General features: G+C 38.3%; 25 protein-coding genes. 17 read left to right on the top strand and 8 right to left on the bottom strand.

Translation table 11 applies throughout. The features are described 5' to 3' along the window. Window positions 1-198 precede the first annotated feature (198 nt). From BAOM_RS24195 to BAOM_RS05275, 3 genes are all read right to left on the bottom strand, one after another. Window positions 199-357 carry a hypothetical protein gene (locus BAOM_RS24195; RefSeq protein ID WP_164853133.1) on the bottom strand — a complete coding sequence of 53 codons (159 nt, stop codon included), beginning with the start codon at window positions 355-357 and terminating at the stop codon, window positions 199-201. A 145-nt stretch (window positions 358-502) separates the two neighbouring features. Continuing rightward, window positions 503-670, bottom strand: a complete 168-nt coding sequence (locus BAOM_RS05270; RefSeq protein WP_127759369.1) for a XapX domain-containing protein — start codon at window positions 668-670, stop codon at window positions 503-505. Window positions 671-893: 223 nt separating this feature from the next. Then, a complete protein-coding gene (locus BAOM_RS05275) occupies window positions 894-1,340 on the bottom strand; it encodes an Lrp/AsnC family transcriptional regulator (RefSeq protein WP_127759370.1) in 447 nt (148 codons plus the stop codon). 117 nt (window positions 1,341-1,457) lie between these two features. Here BAOM_RS05275 and BAOM_RS05280 point away from each other — a divergent pair, with 117 nt between their 5' ends. Beyond that, window positions 1,458-2,012 carry a cysteine hydrolase family protein gene (locus BAOM_RS05280; protein ID WP_127759371.1) on the top strand — a complete coding sequence of 185 codons (555 nt, stop codon included), beginning with the start codon at window positions 1,458-1,460 and terminating at the stop codon, window positions 2,010-2,012. A 444-nt stretch (window positions 2,013-2,456) separates the two neighbouring features. Beyond that, a complete protein-coding gene (locus BAOM_RS05285) occupies window positions 2,457-2,702 on the top strand; it encodes a DUF2164 domain-containing protein (protein ID WP_127759372.1) in 246 nt (81 codons plus the stop codon). A 152-nt stretch (window positions 2,703-2,854) separates the two neighbouring features. Here BAOM_RS05285 and BAOM_RS05290 read toward each other — a convergent pair whose 3' ends face one another. After that, the gene (locus BAOM_RS05290; protein ID WP_127759373.1) at window positions 2,855-3,640 is read right to left on the bottom strand and encodes a TrmB family transcriptional regulator; all 786 of its coding nucleotides are present in this window, start codon (window positions 3,638-3,640) and stop codon (window positions 2,855-2,857) included. A 110-nt stretch (window positions 3,641-3,750) separates the two neighbouring features. Here BAOM_RS05290 and BAOM_RS05295 point away from each other — a divergent pair, with 110 nt between their 5' ends. After that, a complete protein-coding gene (locus BAOM_RS05295) occupies window positions 3,751-4,518 on the top strand; it encodes a TSUP family transporter (protein ID WP_127759374.1) in 768 nt (255 codons plus the stop codon). Between the two features lie 84 nt (window positions 4,519-4,602). Here the strand turns inward: BAOM_RS05295 and BAOM_RS05300 are convergent, their stop codons facing one another. Further along, a complete protein-coding gene (locus BAOM_RS05300; RefSeq protein WP_164853134.1) occupies window positions 4,603-5,370 on the bottom strand; it encodes an SH3 domain-containing protein in 768 nt (255 codons plus the stop codon). A 151-nt stretch (window positions 5,371-5,521) separates the two neighbouring features. Here BAOM_RS05300 and BAOM_RS05305 point away from each other — a divergent pair, with 151 nt between their 5' ends. From BAOM_RS05305 to clpB, 5 genes are all read left to right on the top strand, one after another. Next, window positions 5,522-6,574 carry an XdhC family protein gene (locus tag BAOM_RS05305; RefSeq protein ID WP_127759376.1) on the top strand — a complete coding sequence of 351 codons (1,053 nt, stop codon included), beginning with the start codon at window positions 5,522-5,524 and terminating at the stop codon, window positions 6,572-6,574. Further along, window positions 6,567-7,181 carry a nucleotidyltransferase family protein gene (locus BAOM_RS05310; RefSeq protein WP_127759377.1) on the top strand — a complete coding sequence of 205 codons (615 nt, stop codon included), beginning with the start codon at window positions 6,567-6,569 and terminating at the stop codon, window positions 7,179-7,181. The genes BAOM_RS05305 and BAOM_RS05310 overlap by 8 nt, the downstream gene beginning before the upstream one ends. Before the next feature lie 81 nt (window positions 7,182-7,262). Beyond that, on the top strand, window positions 7,263-8,120 hold the full coding sequence (locus BAOM_RS05315; RefSeq protein ID WP_127759378.1) for a hypothetical protein: 858 nt from the start codon (window positions 7,263-7,265) through the stop codon (window positions 8,118-8,120). Window positions 8,121-8,200: 80 nt separating this feature from the next. After that, a complete protein-coding gene (locus BAOM_RS05320) occupies window positions 8,201-8,380 on the top strand; it encodes a YjzC family protein (protein WP_127759379.1) in 180 nt (59 codons plus the stop codon). Between the two features lie 205 nt (window positions 8,381-8,585). Next, window positions 8,586-11,177 (top strand): ATP-dependent chaperone ClpB, encoded by a 2,592-nt coding sequence (clpB, locus tag BAOM_RS05325; RefSeq protein ID WP_127759380.1) that lies wholly within the window; start codon window positions 8,586-8,588, stop codon window positions 11,175-11,177. Between the two features lie 48 nt (window positions 11,178-11,225). Here clpB and BAOM_RS05330 read toward each other — a convergent pair whose 3' ends face one another. Further along, window positions 11,226-11,414: a YjzD family protein gene (locus BAOM_RS05330; RefSeq protein WP_127759381.1), complete on the bottom strand. Its 189-nt coding sequence runs from the start codon at window positions 11,412-11,414 to the stop codon at window positions 11,226-11,228. A gap of 229 nt (window positions 11,415-11,643) precedes the next feature. Between BAOM_RS05330 and BAOM_RS05335 the strand changes: the two genes are divergently transcribed. The 8 genes from BAOM_RS05335 to BAOM_RS24200 all read left to right on the top strand — a co-directional run bounded on the left by BAOM_RS05335 (window position 11,644) and on the right by BAOM_RS24200 (window position 18,029). Then, a complete protein-coding gene (locus tag BAOM_RS05335; RefSeq protein WP_127759382.1) occupies window positions 11,644-12,363 on the top strand; it encodes a hydrolase in 720 nt (239 codons plus the stop codon). 71 nt (window positions 12,364-12,434) lie between these two features. Further along, window positions 12,435-13,247: a Rossmann-fold NAD(P)-binding domain-containing protein gene (locus BAOM_RS05340; protein ID WP_127759383.1), complete on the top strand. Its 813-nt coding sequence runs from the start codon at window positions 12,435-12,437 to the stop codon at window positions 13,245-13,247. A 74-nt stretch (window positions 13,248-13,321) separates the two neighbouring features. Next, on the top strand, window positions 13,322-13,504 hold the full coding sequence (locus BAOM_RS05345; protein WP_119118137.1) for a ComZ family protein: 183 nt from the start codon (window positions 13,322-13,324) through the stop codon (window positions 13,502-13,504). Window positions 13,505-13,693: 189 nt separating this feature from the next. Further along, window positions 13,694-14,629, top strand: a complete 936-nt coding sequence (locus BAOM_RS05350; RefSeq protein WP_127759384.1) for a beta-ketoacyl-ACP synthase III — start codon at window positions 13,694-13,696, stop codon at window positions 14,627-14,629. Between the two features lie 50 nt (window positions 14,630-14,679). After that, window positions 14,680-15,918: a beta-ketoacyl-ACP synthase II gene (gene fabF, locus BAOM_RS05355; RefSeq protein ID WP_127759385.1), complete on the top strand. Its 1,239-nt coding sequence runs from the start codon at window positions 14,680-14,682 to the stop codon at window positions 15,916-15,918. Window positions 15,919-16,103: 185 nt separating this feature from the next. Further along, complete coding sequence (locus tag BAOM_RS05360) at window positions 16,104-16,868, top strand: DUF2268 domain-containing putative Zn-dependent protease (protein ID WP_164853135.1); 765 nt, start codon at window positions 16,104-16,106, stop codon at window positions 16,866-16,868. A 111-nt stretch (window positions 16,869-16,979) separates the two neighbouring features. After that, entirely contained in the window at window positions 16,980-17,735 is a 756-nt protein-coding gene (locus tag BAOM_RS05365) for a YjbA family protein (protein WP_127759387.1), read from the top strand. Window positions 17,736-17,876: 141 nt separating this feature from the next. Continuing rightward, the gene (locus BAOM_RS24200; protein WP_164853136.1) at window positions 17,877-18,029 is read left to right on the top strand and encodes a YfhD family protein; all 153 of its coding nucleotides are present in this window, start codon (window positions 17,877-17,879) and stop codon (window positions 18,027-18,029) included. 71 nt (window positions 18,030-18,100) lie between these two features. Here BAOM_RS24200 and trpS read toward each other — a convergent pair whose 3' ends face one another. Beyond that, entirely contained in the window at window positions 18,101-19,090 is a 990-nt protein-coding gene (gene trpS / locus BAOM_RS05370; protein WP_127759388.1) for a tryptophan--tRNA ligase, read from the bottom strand. Between the two features lie 486 nt (window positions 19,091-19,576). Further along, entirely contained in the window at window positions 19,577-19,771 is a 195-nt protein-coding gene (locus BAOM_RS05375) for a hypothetical protein (protein WP_127759389.1), read from the bottom strand. Between the two features lie 497 nt (window positions 19,772-20,268). Here BAOM_RS05375 and spxA point away from each other — a divergent pair, with 497 nt between their 5' ends. Next, on the top strand, window positions 20,269-20,664 hold the full coding sequence (gene spxA / locus BAOM_RS05380) for a transcriptional regulator SpxA (RefSeq protein ID WP_119118144.1): 396 nt from the start codon (window positions 20,269-20,271) through the stop codon (window positions 20,662-20,664). Window positions 20,665-20,818: the final 154 nt, after the last annotated feature.

Genomic DNA, 20,818 nt, shown 5'->3' on the forward strand with positions numbered 1-20,818 from the left:
CGGTTAGCTCAATAAAATAAGGATTGCTCAAGTAATGTAGCGTACCGTCTGCTATATTTATTATTTTTTTTCTTTAGTAAATATTCACGTTCAATGGCTTGAGCTACGTTCTTAATCATTAAATTTGCAACATCTCCATCAAATCGAAATGAGAGATAATTTTAAAGCAGAAAAATAAAAACCACTCAGAGTGGTTTTTTAATCGTGCATTGCTCCTGCCTCTCGGGAAGTCATTGCACCTTGTCCTTCACTTACATCTTTTTGAATTTGTTGTTTTACTTTTTGTGCATCTGTTCCGGCAAATTCTGGTTTCATAATAGAACCCAAATTCTCTTTTGCTTGTTGATTCTGTTGCATACAAATCCTCCTCAATTTCTTGTTTAACAATCTTATTATTTACAAAAAAACACTCGGTATATCCCGAGGATTTGAGCGAATTTGACTTAAAGCAAGGGGGGCATTAGCACAATAACTAAAGCTCAATTTTTGAAGTCCTTTTTAATTATTTAAAATAGCTCATGATCCATTCTCCAACTAACCCGCCAAGGTAGACCCCGACGATACCTAACACTCCTGCTAAAACGGGCGGAGCTGGAATCGGAAGTTTTAAACATTTAAACAGAATACCCACTGCTAAACCGGCTACAATACTTAAAATAATTTCTTTCATAAAAGCACCGCCTTTAAGATATGTGACATCTTAATAGTGGCCCAATTTTGCAATTCTTATTAATTTCCCCATTAGTGCATTAAAAAAAAGCCTTCTGAAATGGAAGCTGTATCTTGAAGGAAAGCGCCTGCTAGTTCAACAAGAAAAGGCTGTCTTAACGATAACAGCCGGACTTTCATGTATCACATTCATTCCATTGCTATCCTTCTAGGAAAACAATCATCTATTGCAATGTCGCAGTTAACGGATTATGTTGTTTGATCTCTTGTATGGATAGATTTACATTATAATTTCCATGTTCGAGAAGTTTATTAAGAAAAAGATTCAATTGCTCTTGGGATTTAACTTTTATTTTTAAATGGTAACATCCTTGTCCAGATATCCGGTGAGCTTCAACTACCTCATTTCGATTATTAATAAAGTGGATAAACGAATCGTGATTTGCTGTTTTCATATAAACAATGATAAACGCTGTAAAGGTCAGCCCTAATTTCATTTCATCGATGATTAAAGAGTAGGCTTTAATTACACCATTTTCCTCAAGTTTTTTAATGCGATTTCCTACTGCTTGTCCAGTCATATGAATTTGTTCACCTAAGTCTTTCCATTGAATGCGTGAGTTTCCCATTAGATATTGGAGGATTTGAAAATCAGTTTGATCAAGTTTCATATAAACTCCTTTCACCATGAAATGATTTGATATAAAACAATTTCATCAACGTATCGATTAAATACAAGATATAATCTATGATTTTATTATAAATTACTTTTGATGAGGTGGGAAAAAATGAGCACAGCGTTGATTTTAGTTGATATTCAAAATGACTATTTTCCAAATGGAAAGATGGAATTAAGCAATCCTGTAAAAGCAGCCGCTAATGCTGCTAAAGTTCTTGAATGGTTTAGACAGAATAACAAAGATTATATTTTTCATGTTCAGCATATCGCAAGTGATCCAGGGCTAGGCTTCTTTCTACCGGATACGGAAGGAGTTAAACTAAATGAGGCTGTTCTACCATTAGAACACGAAAGCATTATCAAAAAACACTTTCCTAACAGCTTTTTAAAGACTGAATTAGAAAGCGAATTAAAAGAAACAGGAGTAACCAAGGTAGTGGTTGTAGGTATGATGACACATATGTGTATTGATGCTACAGTTAGAGCTGCAGTCGATCTAGGCTTTGAAACCACACTTATCGAAGATGCATGTACGACAAGAGAATTATCTTATCAAGATAAGGTCATCCCAGCTGAGCAGGTTCATTATGCGTTTGTCAGTGCACTCAATGGAATGTATGCAAATGTTGTTTCGACAGAGGACTTCTTAAAGACACAAAGCTAACGCAATCTCGAAAAACAACTGATTAAATAGAAATAGGGGAGAGTGTTGAAAAAACAGTCTCCTTTCTTGTTGATGTTTAAATTCATAAACATACTATCCTTATTTAATATAGTCTAGTGCTTTCATTTAAAATATCAAAATTATGTATGAAGAAAAAACCCAACTTTCCATAAGAAAGCAGGGATTTTTGACGTTTTATTAGATTCAGGAATTTGAACAATTAAGTGGATCTTATTGAAGAAAAGCACTCAATCGTTGAATAGGCAAATACGCTTTTATTGCATATTATCTTTGAACTATGCAATTATTTTGCTACTAATAACCTTAATTAAGAAGGGTGTACTACTCTTGTATGTACATAAAAATTCATCGAAATATAGCCTGTAATTTTCTAAATTTTGCTTGTATAGTTACGGTATTATATTTTTAAAGGGAGTGTTTCATTTGTTTTTTAAGCTTACAAAAGAGCAGCAACAATTAATGATTTCTGACATTCAATATTTCTTTTCACAAGAAAGAGACGAAGAAATAACTGAATTTGCTGCAGAAAGAGTATTAGACTTCGTTAAGGAGTCCCTTGCTCCTCATTTCTATAACGCTGCTGTGCTAGATGCTAAACAAGTAGTTGAACAGCAAATTTCTTCACTTGAAGATGAACTATTAACGCTTGAACGTCCAATAAAAAGATAAATAACTTTTTCAAGAGTGAATTTGATCATAGTTCACTCTTTTTATTTTGTGGAATCATTTAATCGAACTGAACCTTCTTCAACCTGCTCCGTTTATCTTTTAAACTATTTCTTGAAGAGGCAGCTGTACAAGGAAGTTGTCTTATACAGCTTTTAGTTTTCCATAAAAAAAGCTTTTCTCTCTGTAGTAATCCATTGCTGTAAATCGTCCTGACTGCGTTGGACGAGTCGATTGACTAATACATCATGCCATACATAATCCTCTAATAAATAAATGTGAATCGGGTCATCTGTATAAAAGGCCATACTGCGCTCTTTAAAGGAAGGCCCATAAATCATTTCTTTCGCATCTATCGAAAGAATAAACCAGTGCTCACTAGAAGTGGCTTCCGTAAAAGGGGTAATGCGATGAACGTCTACATGTTTAACGGGATTTTCAACATGCAGGGTGATGCCTTGCACGGTAACTCGAGCAGCCGCCTCTTTCAAATCCTCCTTTAACACATCGTACATATCGTCCCACATTGAAATAACAACGCGTTTTTCTGCTTTTTTGAGCAATACCTGACAGTAGCTAATAATCGTTTCACGATCTTTTAACGTCATGACACGATTGTCGGGCTTTTTGTCTGTTAGTTCCAGTTGCTTCAATGAATCGCTGACAATTTCATAATTAGATTGCCAGTCTGATTGAGCCTTCTTTAAAAAGATCTCAACAGGCAGCGGTGAATATTGCGTATTATTATTTATTTCTTCCTTCAAGACAATTCCCTTTTCAACAAGACTGCCTAAGACGTCATACACTCGTGCGCGTGGAATGCCCGAATCTTTGCTAACTTGATAGGCGGTAACCGTTCCTTGTTTAACAAGAGAAACATAGGATTTAGCTTCATATTCGTTAAAGCCTAGTTTTTTTAGCTGCTGTACTATGTTTTCCACTTCTTTTCCTCCAATAGTTATTTATCTTTATCATATCAAAATATAGCTATTTACAATAATAAATATATTAGTTACTATTATAGTAGTAACTAAGAAGAGGGTTGAGTTAGATGCTATTTGAATTGGATCCATCGTTATTAATAATTTTGCTTGTCTTTGGTTTTTTAGCCGCATTTATTGATTCAGTTGTCGGCGGGGGCGGGCTAATTGCCTTACCTGCATTGTTATTTACCGGTTTGACACCAGCGGGCGCTGTAGCAACGAATAAATTAGCAGGGACAATAGGTTCTTTAACAAGTACCATTATGTTTTATCGTTCAGGGAAGCTTGATTTAAAATCGGTTTATAAGTTCTTTCCGCTTGTTTTTATTGGTTCGATGATTGGAGCTTGGACGGTTCATTTGATGAACCCTGAAGTACTAAAGCCATTGATGCTTGTCATGCTTGCAGATGTTGCAATTTATACGATTTTCAAGAAAGATTGGGGCAATAATTCTACCTATAAAAAATTATCCATTCGCGACTTTATTATTTTTATGATTTTGCTCGCCGCTATCGGTTTCTACGATGGATTTCTAGGTCCTGGAACAGGTTCATTTTTAATCTTTGCTTTTTTAATGATGGGCTTTGATTTTTTAAAGGCGGCAGGGAATGCGAAGTTTTTAAACTTTGGCAGTAATATTGCGGCCTTGTTAATGTTTATGTATTTAGGACAAATCAATTATGCCTATGGTTTAGTGATGGGGCTTGCGCAAATTGCTGGAGCGATCTGCGGTTCAAAATTTGCGATTAAACGAGGAAGCAGCTATGTACGTGCACTGTTTATCGTAGTAACTTTTTTATTGTTAGCCAAAAATGTTTATGATTATCTTAAGTAATAAAGGAGCGTGATTCAAAAAGACATACATGTGTCTCTTTGAATCACGCTCTCTTTAATCAGCATAAAGTTCTGCTAAATTCCTTTACTTTTTCTTCAACTGATACAACTCACCAGTCGTTTCTCCTTTGTAAGTCGTTTTGATTAGTCCGACGTTTTTAGCGTAATACATTTTCACGCCTTCTTCAGCCGTTACTTCGACTACTTGTTTGAACGTACCGGCATGCGTTTTAACCGTTTTATTCACGGCCGTAATTTTATACGTGTTTAGTACGTCGCCTTCATAGATGATTTTCCAAGAGTAACCTACTTTGACCGGATATTTAATGAGCGCGTTATGAGTGTGTGGATCATCGGGATGAACGGTATATAGTCCATCTTTTGTTTCCCTTAAATACCATTGATATGTTGTTTTGTCAGGCATTGTCGTTGTCCAGAGCAACCAGCCTTTTCCGAAGTATTCGTGAGTATATTTCTTTCCGTTGCTTTTTTCGGTGTACAATCCATCTTCATACTTATACACATAAATTTTATTTGGATCTTGTTGATAACTAGCTTGCGTGGAGATGAATGTTAAATACTTAGTCGCCACAAACGCTTTTTTCTTATTGTAGCGAATTTCAGACCAGCCGCTTTTCGTTTTGGCATAAACGGTCACTTTGGCTCCTTTTTTCAGGGAACCGACCTTTTTGGATGAGGTTGATGGTTTTTCCCGAACATTTAATGTACCAGATTTAATATTAACTGTTGCAGTCAGTGTTTGTGCCGCTTCTGCTTGTTTGGATAGTGGGATACAGACTGTAAAGATGAGGGCGAATGCGATCAGCCATTTTACTAGTTTGTTTGTCTTCATTAGTGCCTCCTTATAGATTATTGAATTTATTTTACATAATTTAACATTATATGAGAATCCTCCTTTTGTTATGACTAAAAAATTGAATTTATACATGTTTATATAGTTTTTGAATAACTATGTAACAACATAGTCAATTAGGAGGGGAAGTATGTCACGGTTACAAGAGTTCAAGGAGTTGTTTCAACAAATGAAACAAGCATGGGAACGGAATGAGCAGGCCGCTCTCGTGATGCTGATTAGTGCGAACGGTTCTGCTTATAGACTTCCGGGGGCGAAAATGATGATGACAAGAGCTGGAGAGATGTTTGGCACCATCAGCGGTGGCTGTTTGGAAAGTGATTTATACCGATGGGCTGAACAGGCGGTGGACCGGAAAACCCCACATGTGCAAACGTACAATTTAAGCGAGCAGGACATTTGGGGACTAGGAATCGGTTGTAAAGGAGTACTGAACATACTCATATTGCCGATTGAACGTAAGGATGAATTTTGGCTGAAAATAAATGAAGTTCTCGAAAGGAATCAAGCTTTCTCACTTGTGCTGGAGATTCCGACTGGAAGACGGTTAATCGTTCAAAAAGATGGAAAGAGGCTAGGGGATACGGCAAGTGTGCCAAATGAAGTAGTTGAACGTGCGAGAAGCGTCATGGAGAAGCAAACGCGTGCTGAAGTATTTGTGTATAAAGGCCATCCATATTGGATTGATGCTGTAAAACCTAGTGAATCGCTCATCGTCGCGGGTGCTGGACGAGATTCGATTCCGGTTGTGGAGCTTGCGACTAAAGCAGGCTTTGCGGTGACGGTATTAGACCCGCGTGAAGAGTTGAATAATCCTCGCTTTTTTCCTAGTGCTGCACATCATATCGTTAAACATTCTACAGCACTCTCCTCCAATGAAATGATGGATTGTTGGTGGGTCATTATGAATCATCATCAGCAGCATGATGAAGATGCCTTACAGCTTGCGCTTAACAGTCATCCGCGCTTTGTCGGTGTGCTTGGACCGATGTCTCGAACGGAAGAGATGCTTTCCAACATTGGACGGAATTTTTCCAGTGGTCCGATTCGTTCCCCATTAGGCTTAGACTTAGGAGCGGAAACGATGGAGGAAGTGGCCGTTAGTATTGTTTCTGAATTAATGGCTGTAAGAAGCGGGCGAAATCCAAGGCCGCTCCACGGAAAGGCGAAAATTCATGAGTAAGATTGGAGCTGTTATCCTCGCTGCTGGTATGTCCAAACGAATGGGCAAGCCTAAACTTTTATTGCCATTGCACGGTACACCTCTTTTTCATTATGTGCTTAAAGCGTCTATTTATCATTCCCTAGATCCAATCGTTTTAATTGCAGGCCCATATATAGAGGAAATGCGTAAGCTGCCTCACGAACTCAGTCAAATTGAAGTCCTATACAATCTAAACTACGCAACGGGAATGGCTTCTTCTTTAAAACTAGGGATGGAAGCGATGAAAGGCCGCGTCGATGCGGCGATTATTTTTTTAGCGGATCAGCCTTTTGTTCCGGCTGAGGTTGTTCAAACGTTAATCAAACAACATAAGAAAACGAGAAAAGAAGGAATTCGGATTATACGCCCTGCTTATGAAGGGGGAGTAGGTCATCCAATTTTGTTTGACGCTGAATTATTTTCAGCATTCGATTCTATAGAGGGAGATCAAGGGGGGAAACCAATTATTCAAGCACATCAGGATCGAATGAAAATCGTTTCTTTCAATCACTCTATGTGGGGGAGAGATGTGGATACTCCTGAAGATTTGATGCAAATGGAACTGTATTTGAAACAAAAGAAGTAACGGGGAAGCAGTTTCCAAATATTAAAGGCTATTCAATTCATCATATCTTGAAATAATAAGGAAAAACATAGGAGAAGTGAAATGAGCAGCCAGAAAAATTACCTACTGTTATTGATTGTTTTCATGTTAACTTTCGCGTGTACTCCCTCCGTTTATGCGATGAAATGGGAAGACGAAGATACTCCAATTAGCTTTAAAATTGAAATGCTGCCTTGGGAAGAAGTGAATAAACTAATCCCTAATAAAACGAAATTTACAATTATCGATGTTGAAACAGGACAAAAATTTAATGTTCAGCGAAGAGCAGGGAGCCAGCATGCCGATGTACAGCCATTAACGAGGAAAGATACTCGGATTATGAAGGAAATTTATCATAATCAATGGAGTTGGAAAAGAAGAGCGATTGTGATTGTCATGAAAGATCAAGTGATTGCGGCTTCGATGCATGGCATGCCGCATGGTGCTGGGGCTCTTGATAATGGCTTTTCCGGTCACTTTTGTGTTCATTTCTCAGGAAGTATTACACATCGTTTGAGAAATGAAGACCTTGCTCATAAATTAATGATTTTGAAAGCAGCCGGTAAGCTGGATGACTATGCAGCGACGGTTAGTCCTTCCGAATTAATTGATATATTTGCTATGGCCGTCAATCAAGGAGATTCCACAATATTAGCACAGACGGTATCAAATGCGCATCGTATGAAATATTTGAATAGTATTGTTAAAGATATTACATACTTGAACCTTTCGAAGGAGCGTCGTGAAGGTGAAGATGAGTTATTGCTCATTGATATACCAACTCAGGTGGCTATTTATACGGAGAAGAGGGGCAAGGTAAAAGATACGATTCACTTTATTATTCGAAGAGAAGGCGTAACAGATCGCTGGTTTATTGACCAAGATGCTCTTTATCAGCAATTAGCTTCGATATTGGGTTAAACTCCTAAAATTAAAAGACATGATGAGTCGATTATCGGAAATAATAAAAATGCAACATATTAAAGAAAGAGGGGTTACGGATGGGACAAAATCGTCAATTTAAACCAGGGCAAAAAGCGCCTAATAATGGATTTTATGTCGAGATTGGTGAAACAGGAAGCACAGTGAATAACCCAAAGCAAATTAAATTAGAGGCTGGAGATCATTTTCCTGAAAACTCTAATCATAATCGAGTGTGGACATATAAACGTAAGCCGTGAGTAGAGAATAGGGTGTGAAATCATGATGATTTCGTGCCCTGTTTTTATGTCAAAATTAATAAATCGCTAATTTCGTTAATAAAACGAAAAAGTCGTCGATAAATCGCGAAAAATAATAATTCCAAACTTTACATAATCCATAAAGCGAGTATAATAAAAATATAAAGGTCAAAGATGGTCAAATTCTTATTTGGGAGGGATTAAGATGGATCTAAATAAGATGACGGAAAGAACACAGCAAGCGTTAATACAAGGTCAGGAGTTAGCGAAAAAGCGCCGTAATCCTGAATTAACAGAATTGCATGTGCTGCACGCTTTAGCTGAGCAAGATGAAAGCATGCTGCTGCGCATATTATCGGAGTCCAATGAGCCTTTCTCTACATTTGAGTCAGCGTTAGCGAAGGAATTGAATGGGCTGCCTGAAGTGGGCGGGACTGTGAGTCAAGTCTATATGTCGGCCTCTCTGCAGCAAATCTTAACAGCGGCCGAGCAAGAAATGGCTGCATGGAAAGATGAATATCTTTCGGTTGAGCATTTAGTGTTAGCGATGTTGAAAGAAAATAAACCAAATGTGAAGCGGTTGTTTAACGCCTTTCAAATAGAGTATCGTCAAGCAAAGGAAATCATTCAAGGAATAAGGGGGAACCAGCGCGTGACAAGTCAAAATCCTGAGAGCACATATGAAGTATTAAAGAAATACGGCCGCGATCTCGTTGCGGAAGTACGAAATGGCAAAATGGATCCTGTTATTGGTCGTGACGCTGAAATTCGGAATGTGATTCGTATTTTGTCTCGAAAAACGAAAAATAACCCTGTGTTAATTGGAGAACCGGGTGTTGGGAAAACAGCCATTGTTGAAGGGCTTGCCCAACGAATTGTGCGTAAAGATGTTCCAGAAGGGTTAAAAGACAAAATTGTGTTTGCTCTTGATATGAGTGCGCTTGTAGCAGGTGCAAAATTCCGCGGTGAGTTTGAAGAGCGCTTAAAAGCCGTATTAAACGAAGTGAAAAAAAGCGAAGGAAATATTCTCTTATTTATTGATGAACTGCATACGATTGTTGGAGCAGGACGTACGGACGGGGCTCTTGACGCAGGAAATATGTTAAAGCCTATGCTTGCGCGCGGAGAGCTGCATTGTATTGGTGCCACAACATTAGATGAGTACCGTCAATATATTGAGAAAGACCCAGCGCTTGAGCGACGTTTTCAACAAGTGCTTGTGCCTGAGCCAGATGTAGAAGATACGATTTCTATTTTACGAGGATTGAAGGAACGTTTTGAAGTCCATCATGGTGTGCGCATTCATGACCGAGCGCTTGTAGCTGCTTCTGTTCTGTCTAATCGTTATATTACCGAGCGTTTTTTACCGGATAAGGCAATTGATCTAGTCGATGAAGCCTGTGCGATGATTCGAATGGAAATTGACTCTATGCCATCAGAGCTTGATGAAATTACACGAAAAGTGATGCAGTTAGAAATTGAAGAAGCGGCGTTAAAAAATGAGTCAGATGAGCAAAGTCAAGCACGTCTTGAAGCGCTGCAAAAAGAGCTGTCTGAACTGCAAGATAAAGCGAATAGTATGAAAGCGAAATGGCAAATGGAAAAAGCTTCGCTGCAACAAGTACAGGATATGCGCGAACAGCTGGAGAAGCTTCGCCGTGAATTAGAGCAAGCGGAAAATGACTATGACTTAAATCGTGCTGCTGAATTACGTCATGGCAAAATTCCTGAGCTTGAGAAGGAACTGGCCCAGCTTGAAGATGATGTTGTAAAAGAAAAACAGGAGTCAAGGCTTCTTCGTGAAGAAGTAACAGAGGAAGAAATCGCAAGCATCGTCGCTCGTTGGACAGGTATCCCAGTCAGCAAGCTTGTCGAAGGAGAACGGGAGAAATTACTGCGCTTATCACAAATTCTTCACGAGCGCGTTGTTGGACAAGAAGAAGCAGTCGACCTAGTATCGGATGCAGTATTACGAGCTAGAGCAGGTATTAAAGACCCAAACCGACCAATTGGTTCGTTCATTTTCCTTGGGCCAACAGGGGTAGGGAAAACCGAGCTTGTAAAAGCATTAGCAGAAACATTATTTGATAGTGAAGAGCATATGATTCGCATTGATATGTCGGAGTATATGGAAAAGCATGCGGTTTCTCGCCTAATTGGAGCACCTCCAGGATATGTCGGTTTTGAGGAAGGCGGACAATTAACAGAAGCGATTCGCCGAAACCCGTATTCCGTTGTTCTATTAGATGAAATTGAAAAAGCTCATCCTGAAGTGTTTAATATTTTACTGCAAATGTTGGATGATGGCCGCATTACTGATTCACAAGGGAGAACGATTAACTGTAAAAATACCGTCATTATTATGACATCGAATATCGGCTCTCATTTTTTATTGCAATCAGCGGCAGCAGATGGAGGATTAGAAGAGGAGATCAAAGACCAAGTATTTGCAGAACTGCGCGGTCATTTCCGTCCGGAATTTTTAAACCGAGTCGATGATATTGTTCTCTTTAAACCATTAACAAAAGCAGACCTTGTGAAAATTGTAGAGAAAATGATGAAGCAATTACAAAGTCGATTAGCGGAGCAAGGCTTTGCTTTACAATTAACAGAGACTGCGAAAGAACAGCTTGCTGAACAAGGCTATGATCCAGTATACGGAGCAAGACCATTAAAACGATTCATTCAAAAACATATCGAAACGAAAATTGCTCGTGAAATTATTGCGGGTACACTAGCTGGTCAATCAACAATTACGATTGATTTCGTTAATCAACAATTTACGTTACGGTCCTAACTATACAAAAAAGGTATCCGAATATAACATGGATACCTTTTTGTGCTCTTAATGATGACTCTTTTCCACAGGGTCGTTTGGAAGGATGCTTGCTACGATGATAACAAGAACTGTAACAATTACGCTTAAAATCGTTGCAACAGTAAAATCGTACGCAACTCCTGACATAGAAGAAACTACATATGTAGTCATATGAATTAACAAAAACGACCAAAAGAATGTCCACGTATAACTCATTGAATTTCACCTCACTCTAGTACAATCATTTTCATCTTATCATAATTAATATACAGTTAAAACGAGTTTTTTATAAGACTGTTAAAAAGTTGCGTGTATGGAGGGAGATGGGGGATAAAAATCGAATGTATTCTAATATAAATTTCATGTAAATAGGCACCCCCCCTTACATTTCTTATATGTTCACATACATTAATAGTAGTAATTTTCCTGCAAAGGAGTAGACAAAATGGAACAGCGAACTTTTCAAATTGATGACCAGTGGTGCATGATTCATTACCCTGAACAGCCGAGTGGTTTTGCTGTACTTGTGATTGGTGACCGTGGTCATTTTGTTGAACAAGGAAGCAGCTTTTGGCTCCAGCACCCCGGGAGGTTACGTATTTTGGAACATTTGAAAGGCTATGGGTATACATTATTTTCATCGAATTTTTACGGAGCTAATTGGGGAAGTATAAAGTCGGTTGAACTTGCGGCGAAGCTGTATGATACGTTTATGAAAAGTGAGATTGCCAACGATAAAATACACATATTAGCCGAAGGGACAGGAGCGCTTGTTGCTTTTGAATTAATGAAAAAACTTGGTTCGAAAATTCGTTCGGTTGTGTTGAAGAACCCATGTTTATCATTAAAATGGCAGCTGAAAAAAGAAAAAGAAAACAAATTGTTTTATAAGAAAGTATTATATGAAGTGGCAGAAGCGTTTGAAATTGATTATACAGAAAGTGAATCCTTTATAAACCATTCAGAAGCAATACCGAGTTTAACAGATACACCTGTACAGATTATTCATGTGTTAAATAGTTTTCAAAAAGGTCAATCTGCTCTTTATCGTCGATTGCAGCGATATAATAAAAATGTGCAGTTAGCCTATTTGCTTCCGGAGAAACGCTATAAAATTCCGTATATTATAAATAAGTTTTATAAAGAACATGAAACATATTTATAATATGAAAATATTCTCTCTGTTTGCCGCATACGATATAGGATACATGAGGGCAGGCGGGGAGGAGTTGAAATATGCAAACATTCGTTGTGATTGGGGCTTATCAGTTTGTTGGGTTTCATCTTGCCAAGTACTTGCTTGACCAAGGAGAGGAAGTACTTGGTGTAGATTGGGAAGACGTGTCCAGAGAAAGTATAGAAGACAAGGAAATGGAAATAGGGAGAAATAGTAACTTCTTATATATACCGATACATAAGCTAAAGTATTTATCGCTGGAAAAGCAAAAGACCATTTATGTGTCTTGTTATGATTTAAGTAAAAGCAAACGAGACAATCAAGCTGAAATTATTGAGGTGATTGCGGCTTTTTTGAAAGACTTACACCTGAATAAAGAGTCACACATCATTATGCTTATGCCAATTGAAGAAGAGCGTTCGATGTATCAAGCTCTTTTGCAAAAAGCGGAGGAAATGAGTACAGTCAAAGTAGTGTTTCTACCGACTGTTTATGGACCTTGGCAGCCAGAAACAATGAGCTTTGAAGCAGCGATTCGCAAGAAAGCTCCGTCGGAAGTAAAGAAGGCGATTGAAGCGGAGGATCGATTGGATGCTCTGTTTGTTGCCGATCTTCCAAAAGTGTTAGTCGAACTCGCGACTCGAGATGAAAAGAACATTCAAGTGCAAAGTGAAGCAAGCAATCAGTGGTTAGAGTGTGCTCAATTAGTATTAGAAGACGAATATACGGGCATATATAAGGAATGCTTAAGGAAGCAGCGAGGAATGGTTTATACGATACAAAACAAAACAGCCCCAGCTGATGGAATAGATATGCAGCAAAAGCATTTTCGGCGCTGGCAGTTGTTGAAAAAATGGCGAGAGCTTGAATAGCTCTTTTCTTTCAAATATAGAACGGCTAAAATGGATAATGAAAGAAAAGTGTCAAATGAGTAGGAGGAATTGAGATGAGTGAAGATAAAACGCTTGAATTTATGGCGATTGCGATGAAGTACTTCCCAGAAGCAAAAGCGCAGTTAGAGGCAAACGGCATTCCTTTTTCAATGGAAATGGCGGCTCCGTTTATGGATTTATTTAAAAAAGTCATGCAAGAAGCATATGAGCTAGGAAAAAGCGACGCTCAGCAGTAAGAGAATGAAGAGCTGTTCTAAAAGGGACAGCTTTTTTAGATACATATCATATGCTCAAGATGGTTTTTATAGTAATCTTTAGATACCTTTTGCTTTTATTGTTGCATATCGGGCATTTTTTATATAAAATTAGTACCAGGTAATAATATTTGATATTAATTTTTTTAAAATTAATAAGGGGTTGGCATAATGAATGCTGGAATTATAGGAATTGGTCGTTATTTACCTGAAAAAATAGTAACGAACAGTGATTTGGAAAAACTAATGGATACTTCTGATGAGTGGATTCGAACACGAACAGGAATTGAAGCAAGAAGAGTAGCAAGTGATGATGTGAATACGTCGGACATGGCATATAGAGCAGCTGCAAAAGCAATTGAAAACGCTGGCCTTACAGCAGAAGATATTGATTTAATTCTCGTTTCAACGGTAACACCAGATCAATCTTTCCCATCCGTTGCCTGCATGATTCAAGAGCAGTTAGGTGCAAAAAAAGCAGCTGCGATGGATCTTAGCGCGGCTTGTGCTGGGTTTATGTATGGGGTGGTAACGGGAGAACAATTTATTAAAAATGGTGTGTATAAACACGTCCTTATTGTCGGTGTTGAAAAGTTATCGAAAATCACCAACTGGGAAGATCGAAATACAGCTGTTTTATTTGGCGATGGGGCCGGAGCGGTTGTTTTAGGTCCTGTATCAGAAGGTAGAGGGATTTTATCCTTTGAGCTAGGTGCTGATGGTTCAGGCGGCAAGTACTTATTACAAGAAGGCGATTTTATTGCGATGAATGGTCGCGAAGTGTTTAAGTTTGCGGTTCGTCAAATGGGAGAGTCCAGCTTAAATGTACTAACAAAGGCTGGTTTAACTCGTGAAGATGTTGATTTACTAATCCCGCATCAAGCGAATATTCGCATTATGGAGTCCGCTCGTGAACGCTTGAATCTACCTGTGGAAAAGATGACAAAAACGATTCATAAATATGGAAATACTTCGGCTTCATCTATTCCAATTGCGATTGTAGAGGAGTTAGAAGCAGGTCGAATTAAAGATGATGATGTATTAGTCATGGTCGGATTTGGCGGCGGCTTAACATGGGGAGCCATTGCCATGAGATGGGGTAAATAAAACAAATAACATGTAGGTATCGCGAAGCTTGAAAGGAGTTAAGGTTGAGTATGACAAATCGTCGAGTAGTTGTAACTGGGATTGGTTCTTTATCTTCAGTAGGAAATGATGCACATACAGCATGGGAAAATATTAAAGCAGGTAAGTCGGGTGTAGGTCCGTTAACTCGCTTAAATGCTGATGAATTTCCGGTAAAAGTTGCTGCAGAAATTAAAGATTTTGATATTGAAACATACGTAGATCGAAAAGAAGCACGAAAAATGGATCGCTTCACACATTATGCAGTTGCCGCTTCGGCTATGGCTGTTAAGGATGCTAATCTTGATATTAATGAATCAAATGCTGAACGTGTTGGTGTTTGGGTTGGTTCTGGAATTGGCGGTCTTGAAACGTTAGAGATTCAACATGAAACGTTTTTAAAACGAGGCTATAAACGAGTAAGTCCATTCTTCGTACCGATGATGATTCCTGATATGGCTACAGGTCAAGTATCGATTTTATTAGGTGCAAAAGGAGTTAACTCTTGTACGGTAACAGCTTGTGCGACAGGTACGAATTCAATTGGGGATGCGTTTAAAGTTATTCAGCGCGGCGATGCGGATGTCATGATTTCAGGTGGAGCAGAAGCACCGATTACGAAAATGTCCGTTGCAGGATTCTGTGCGAATACAGCGCTTTCAACAAATCCAGATCCAAATACAGCAAGCAGACCATTTGATGTTAATCGCGATGGTTTTGTTATCGGTGAAGGAGCAGGAATTGTTGTTTTAGAAGAATTAGAGCATGCTCTAAAACGTGGTGCGAAAATTTACGCTGAAATTGCTGGATATGGTGCAACAGGTGATGCTTATCATATTACAGCTCCAGCTCCTGGCGGTGAAGGCGGAGCGCGTGCGATGAAGGCTGCGATTGCAGATGCAGGACTGCAGCCTGAAGATATTCAATATATCAACGCACACGGAACAAGTACGCCATATAACGATAAATATGAAACGATGGCTATTAGAGAAGTATTCGGCGACCATGCATATAAACTAGCGGTTAGTTCAACAAAGTCGATGACTGGCCATTTACTAGGCGCAGCAGGTGGAATTGAAGCGATTTTCACGGTTCAAGCGATTCAAGAGGGAATTATCCCGCCAACGATTCATATTGAAACACAAGATCCAGAATGTGATTTAGACTATGTACCAAATGAGGCGCGTAAGGCAGATATTCAAGCTGCTATCAGTAACTCATTAGGCTTTGGCGGACATAACGCAACGATTTTATTTAAGAAATATCAATAACTGATAGAAGAGGCTGTCTCGAACAGCCTCTTCTTTTGCTTTAGCGATGAGGAATCATGCCAATTTGTTGAAGAATCGTGCCAAATTTGTAGAAAATCATGCGGATTCATTAAAAAATCATGCCAAGTCACTTACTAGCAGCCACACGCATAAAATGACATACCTAAATGTATGAGGTGAAGGATATGGGAATCATTCAAACAGATGAATGGATGGCTTCGGAGTTTGACCGCCCGTTAACGATGATGAATAACCTAGATATCATCGATGTCAAACCGGAACAACTGTATCGTCATTTACAAGCAAATGGAATGTACACACCAAATGAGAAAGCGAGAAAAGTCTATCATCATTTAGTGAAGCAGGATGTCTGGACAAAAGCTAGGCAGTTATTTACTACGTATCATGAGTTGTGGGCCGGTCCTGATGTTCCCGTTTATATTTTTCCGCTGCAGGCACCGGGTTTTTTGCAAAAGGCAAAGGAAGCGAAGTCCGGCCTTGCGTTTCAACATGCCGTATTTCTTTTTTTAGATAGTCATATTACCAATCAAGAGCTAGAAGCGGTGTTGATTCATGAATATCATCATGTTTGCCGCTTGCATCGTACTAAGAAAGAAGCGAAGGACTATACGCTGTTAGATGCACTGGTTATGGAGGGGTTAGCAGAAAGAACGGTCGCCAAATATTTAGGAAGTAAATATTTAGCCCATTGGACTGCGTTATATCCTCAGTCCGACTATAAACGATTATGGAATCGGTATATAGAAGGGAAGTTGAACATTAATCGTTCCAATCCTCTGCACGATTCGATTATGCTTGGAAAAAAGGGGTATCCGCAGATGATTGGGTATTGGACTGGATATCAGCTTGTTAAACATGCTTCTCCATTGTCCGTTCGCCAATCGCTCGTTATTTCTGCAGAAGATATTTTAAAGAAACAAGTGCTATAGCCTAGTTTCCTCATCCAGTTTTGGAAAATTCCTGATTACAAATAGGAATAAATTTCATGCATTTTGCCTATACTGATGGACAAACAGAATTTTGTAAGTGAGGGATAGAATATGCTATATCTTCATGATGTATGGGTGAATTGGTTTGAAGGAGAAGAAAATGGCTATAATGTTTGTCATTTTCATGAATGGAGAAAAGACGATGGAATTGAGCTGTTAGATCAAGTTCCGCTTTTGAAAGTCTCCTCCTCTATGTTTCATTACATAGAAAATGACTTATCAGATTTACCGAAATCTTTGCTCGATGATGTATATCAAAAAGCATATGCTAGAAAAAATCATGAACGAATTCAATTAGAATACTGCTTTGTTGTGACAGACGGCGACGGAATATTAGCAGTCGATACGATTGGGTATCATATTCCGATTCGTAAAAGTCGCCTGATTCCACGCCAAGAACAAATTGTCTATGAGATGGTTGAAAACCATGAAGCGTCCGACTATACATTTACTGAAAAACCGACATCTGAGAAGGAATATCATATTTTGTCGCCAGCTCCTTCATTTATGAATGGGTTAACGCGAAAAGAGCGTCAATTAAAACAATTATTGTTCATGGCAATGGATCAATTATTTAATGCGAAGAATGTAGCTGAAATTCGTTATTGGTATACGGAGTGGGCTCCAGAAAAGTATGCGATGATTCAAGAATTAAACTTTGATTTAGCATGGCTTCAGCTGTATGAAGAAATTAAAGAAGGATGGTCCGATAAACATTTGCAGCTTTGTGAAAACTTAGTAAAAGGACAGCCGTTCTTCGAGAAGTTATGGGAAATGGAAGTTGGAGACAGTCCATCGATGTTATAAAAAACAGTGCCAGGTCAGTCTGGCGCTGTTTTTTATGCTGAATGGAAAGGATTTTCTATAAAAACTGCTCGTGTAAAGGAGATAGAAACGTGATTCCTAGCCATACTAAGAAAGATTAAAATTCCGTTAGGAGGCAATAGTATGGGAAGAGCAGATACTCCAGCAACATCCAGTAAGAAACGTTCATTACCTCAAACTCCGAAGAACTTAAAAATAGCGCCGGACTGTGTGGACGAAGAGTTCGCTCGGGAGCTTGGTGAACTTCCAAAAATAAGACCTACAAGACCTAAGTGAAACCTTTCCTTAGTATTAAAAAACCCACGAATAATTTTTTCGTGGGTTTTCTGCATGCAACGAGGCTTGTCTTATTTTCTTTTTCGACCAAGTCCCATGCCGTTATACATTTTCTTAAGCATTTTATTTGCTTCTCTGTTTGCTTTCTCAGCACCGCGATCCAGAATTTCATCCAGCTCTTCTGAGTCAATTAAGTTGTAGAAACGTTCTTGAATCGGAACAAGTTCAGCAAGAACAACTTGAGCTAAATCGCTTTTGAAGTCGCCGTAGCCTCTGCCTTCGTACATCGCTTCAATTTCATCGTAACTCTTGCCGCTGAAGATAGAGTAAATCGCCATTAAGTTAGAGACACCTGGCTTATTCTCTTTATCATAGCGAACAATTCCTTCAGAATCAGTGACAGCGCTTTTAATATTCTTCTCGATTTGCTTTGGATCGTCTAAGATGGCAATCGTCGACTTTTTATTCGGATCCGACTTACTCATTTTCTTAGTCGGCTCTTGAAGCGACATAATACGTGCTCCTGCCTTTGGTAAGCTGATTTCAGGAATTTTGAAGATGTCATTATATTTTTTATTAAATCGTTCAGCTAAATCACGAGTTAACTCAATATGCTGCTTCTGGTCCTCACCTACAGGAACAAGGTCTGTATTGTACAGAAGAATGTCACCAACCATTAATGGCGGGTAAGTAAGAAGGGCAGCTAAAACGCTTTCTTTTCCTTGTGATTTGTCTTTAAATTGTGTCATTCTTTCTAATTCTCCAATTGTTGAAACGCATTGGAAAATCCATCCTGCTTGTGCGTGAGCAGGAACTTCAGATTGAATGAAAATCGTCGCTTTTTCTGGATCCAAACCGACCGCTAAGTATAGTGCCGCAAGTGTTTTAATGTTTTTTCGTAACTCTAAACGATCTTGGGGAACGGTAATAGCGTGTTGGTCAACAATACAGAAAAAACAGTCGTATTCATTTTGTAATTCTACAAATTGCTTCATTGCTCCGAGATAATTTCCTAGTGTCACAGAGCCAGATGGCTGAATGCCGGAGAAAATCCTTTTCAAGTACTAGTCACTCCTCTAATTAAACGTCAATAATAAATTCTGCTTCTACTTTATTATTGTAGAGATAAATGGCTGATGAATCCAGCTTTTTGCGAAAAAAACGTTTGCTTAATAAGAGAAGGGCTATTCAGTTTCTTAGTATAGGCTTTGTTTAACAATTATTCTTCTCGGATTATTACTTTTTTGCCTTCCTCAAAGTGTGTTAAAGGATAAAATCCAGGCAGGGAAAAGTCCTTCATTCGGGTCATGAAGGACAAAATCCAGGAATCCAGGAAGGAAAAAGTTCTTCATCCGGGTCATGAAGGACAAAGTCCAGAAATCTAGAAAGGGAAAAGTCCTTCATCCGGGTTATGAAGGACAAGATCCAGGAGTTCAGCAAGAATGGGGCTGTCCATTAGATTTTCGTTGCTGCTTTTATCTCGGGACTTTTTAGACAGCCGCGGGCAGGGGGCAAAAATCAGCAGAGTCCTATAAGAGAGCCTTGTATCAGGAAGTTTTCTCTGTATTTCCGCCTACTTGATTCCAATTTGTTTGAATCTTTTGGGAATGCTGATAAATATCTGCATGACGTTTGCCTCCAAATAGTTTCTCCGCAATGCCGTTTGTCAGTACACCATTTACAGCTGTAATCCCAATAATTAAACTAGCGACAATAAGGAAATCGATGAAAAAAAGAGCCATTTAAACAACTCCTTATATGGTGATTTCGTTCAATTAGTTCATTATATGTTCGGGTTATATTATATAGGTAATAAAAGAACATATTTTATAAAAACAAAAGGATTTCCCATTTTTTTGAAGAATATGTATAGTACAAGATAAGCAGCTGTTTACCTTGAAAGTTTAGGTAGATGTATTTTTTAAAAACTTATTATATTCATTCCAACATAATTGCAATTACATAAGAGTTAATTGAGAATATGAATGCATTTTTTCAATTAGTAGAAGTCTGTCGTAGTGTATTTAAAGAACATGAAATTGTACTATAGTACAGAAAAACCAACGTAATAAAAGGATTTTTGCAATTTTTAAAAAGGGTGTTCATTTTTAAGTAATTAGTGTATAATTTAAAATAAGAATTATTTAATTAAAGTTATTTCAAATTAGAATGGTAAATATGAAAATATATTAGTCCCATCATAGATCGCCGATTCTATACCTAGGGAGTGTGAGTGAATATGGTAACATTATATACATCACCAAGTTGTACTTCATGTAGAAAAGCAAAAGCATGGTTAGAAGAACATGAAATTTCATATAAAGAGCGGAACATTTTCTCGGAACCGCTTACAATTGAAGAGATTAAGGAAATTCTGCGTATGACAGAAGATGGTACGGATGAGGTCATCTCAACTAGATCGAAAACATTCCAAAAGCTGAATGTGAATCTAGAAACATTACCTCTTCAAGAGTTGTATAAATTAATTAAAGAAAATCCTGGATTATTAAGAAGACCTATTATTCTTGATGAAAAACGACTTCAAGTTGGGTACAATGAAGATGAGATTCGTCGTTTCTTACCGCGTAAAGTTCGTACGTTCCATCTTCGAGAAGCACAACGATTAGTTAATTAATAATGTATTTGATTGCTCTGCTGGAGATTGTCTGCAGAGCTTTTTCTTTACTTAGTTTTGAGAATCTTTATTTTTTTAAGAGTACAATGTATGGGTAAGGGAAATTTTGAGTATATAATAGATAATGAATTTAAATATTTGGCTAAAATATTTG

Source organism: Peribacillus asahii (genome assembly GCF_004006295.1).
GTDB classification, from domain to species: domain Bacteria; phylum Bacillota; class Bacilli; order Bacillales; family DSM-1321; genus Peribacillus; species Peribacillus asahii_A.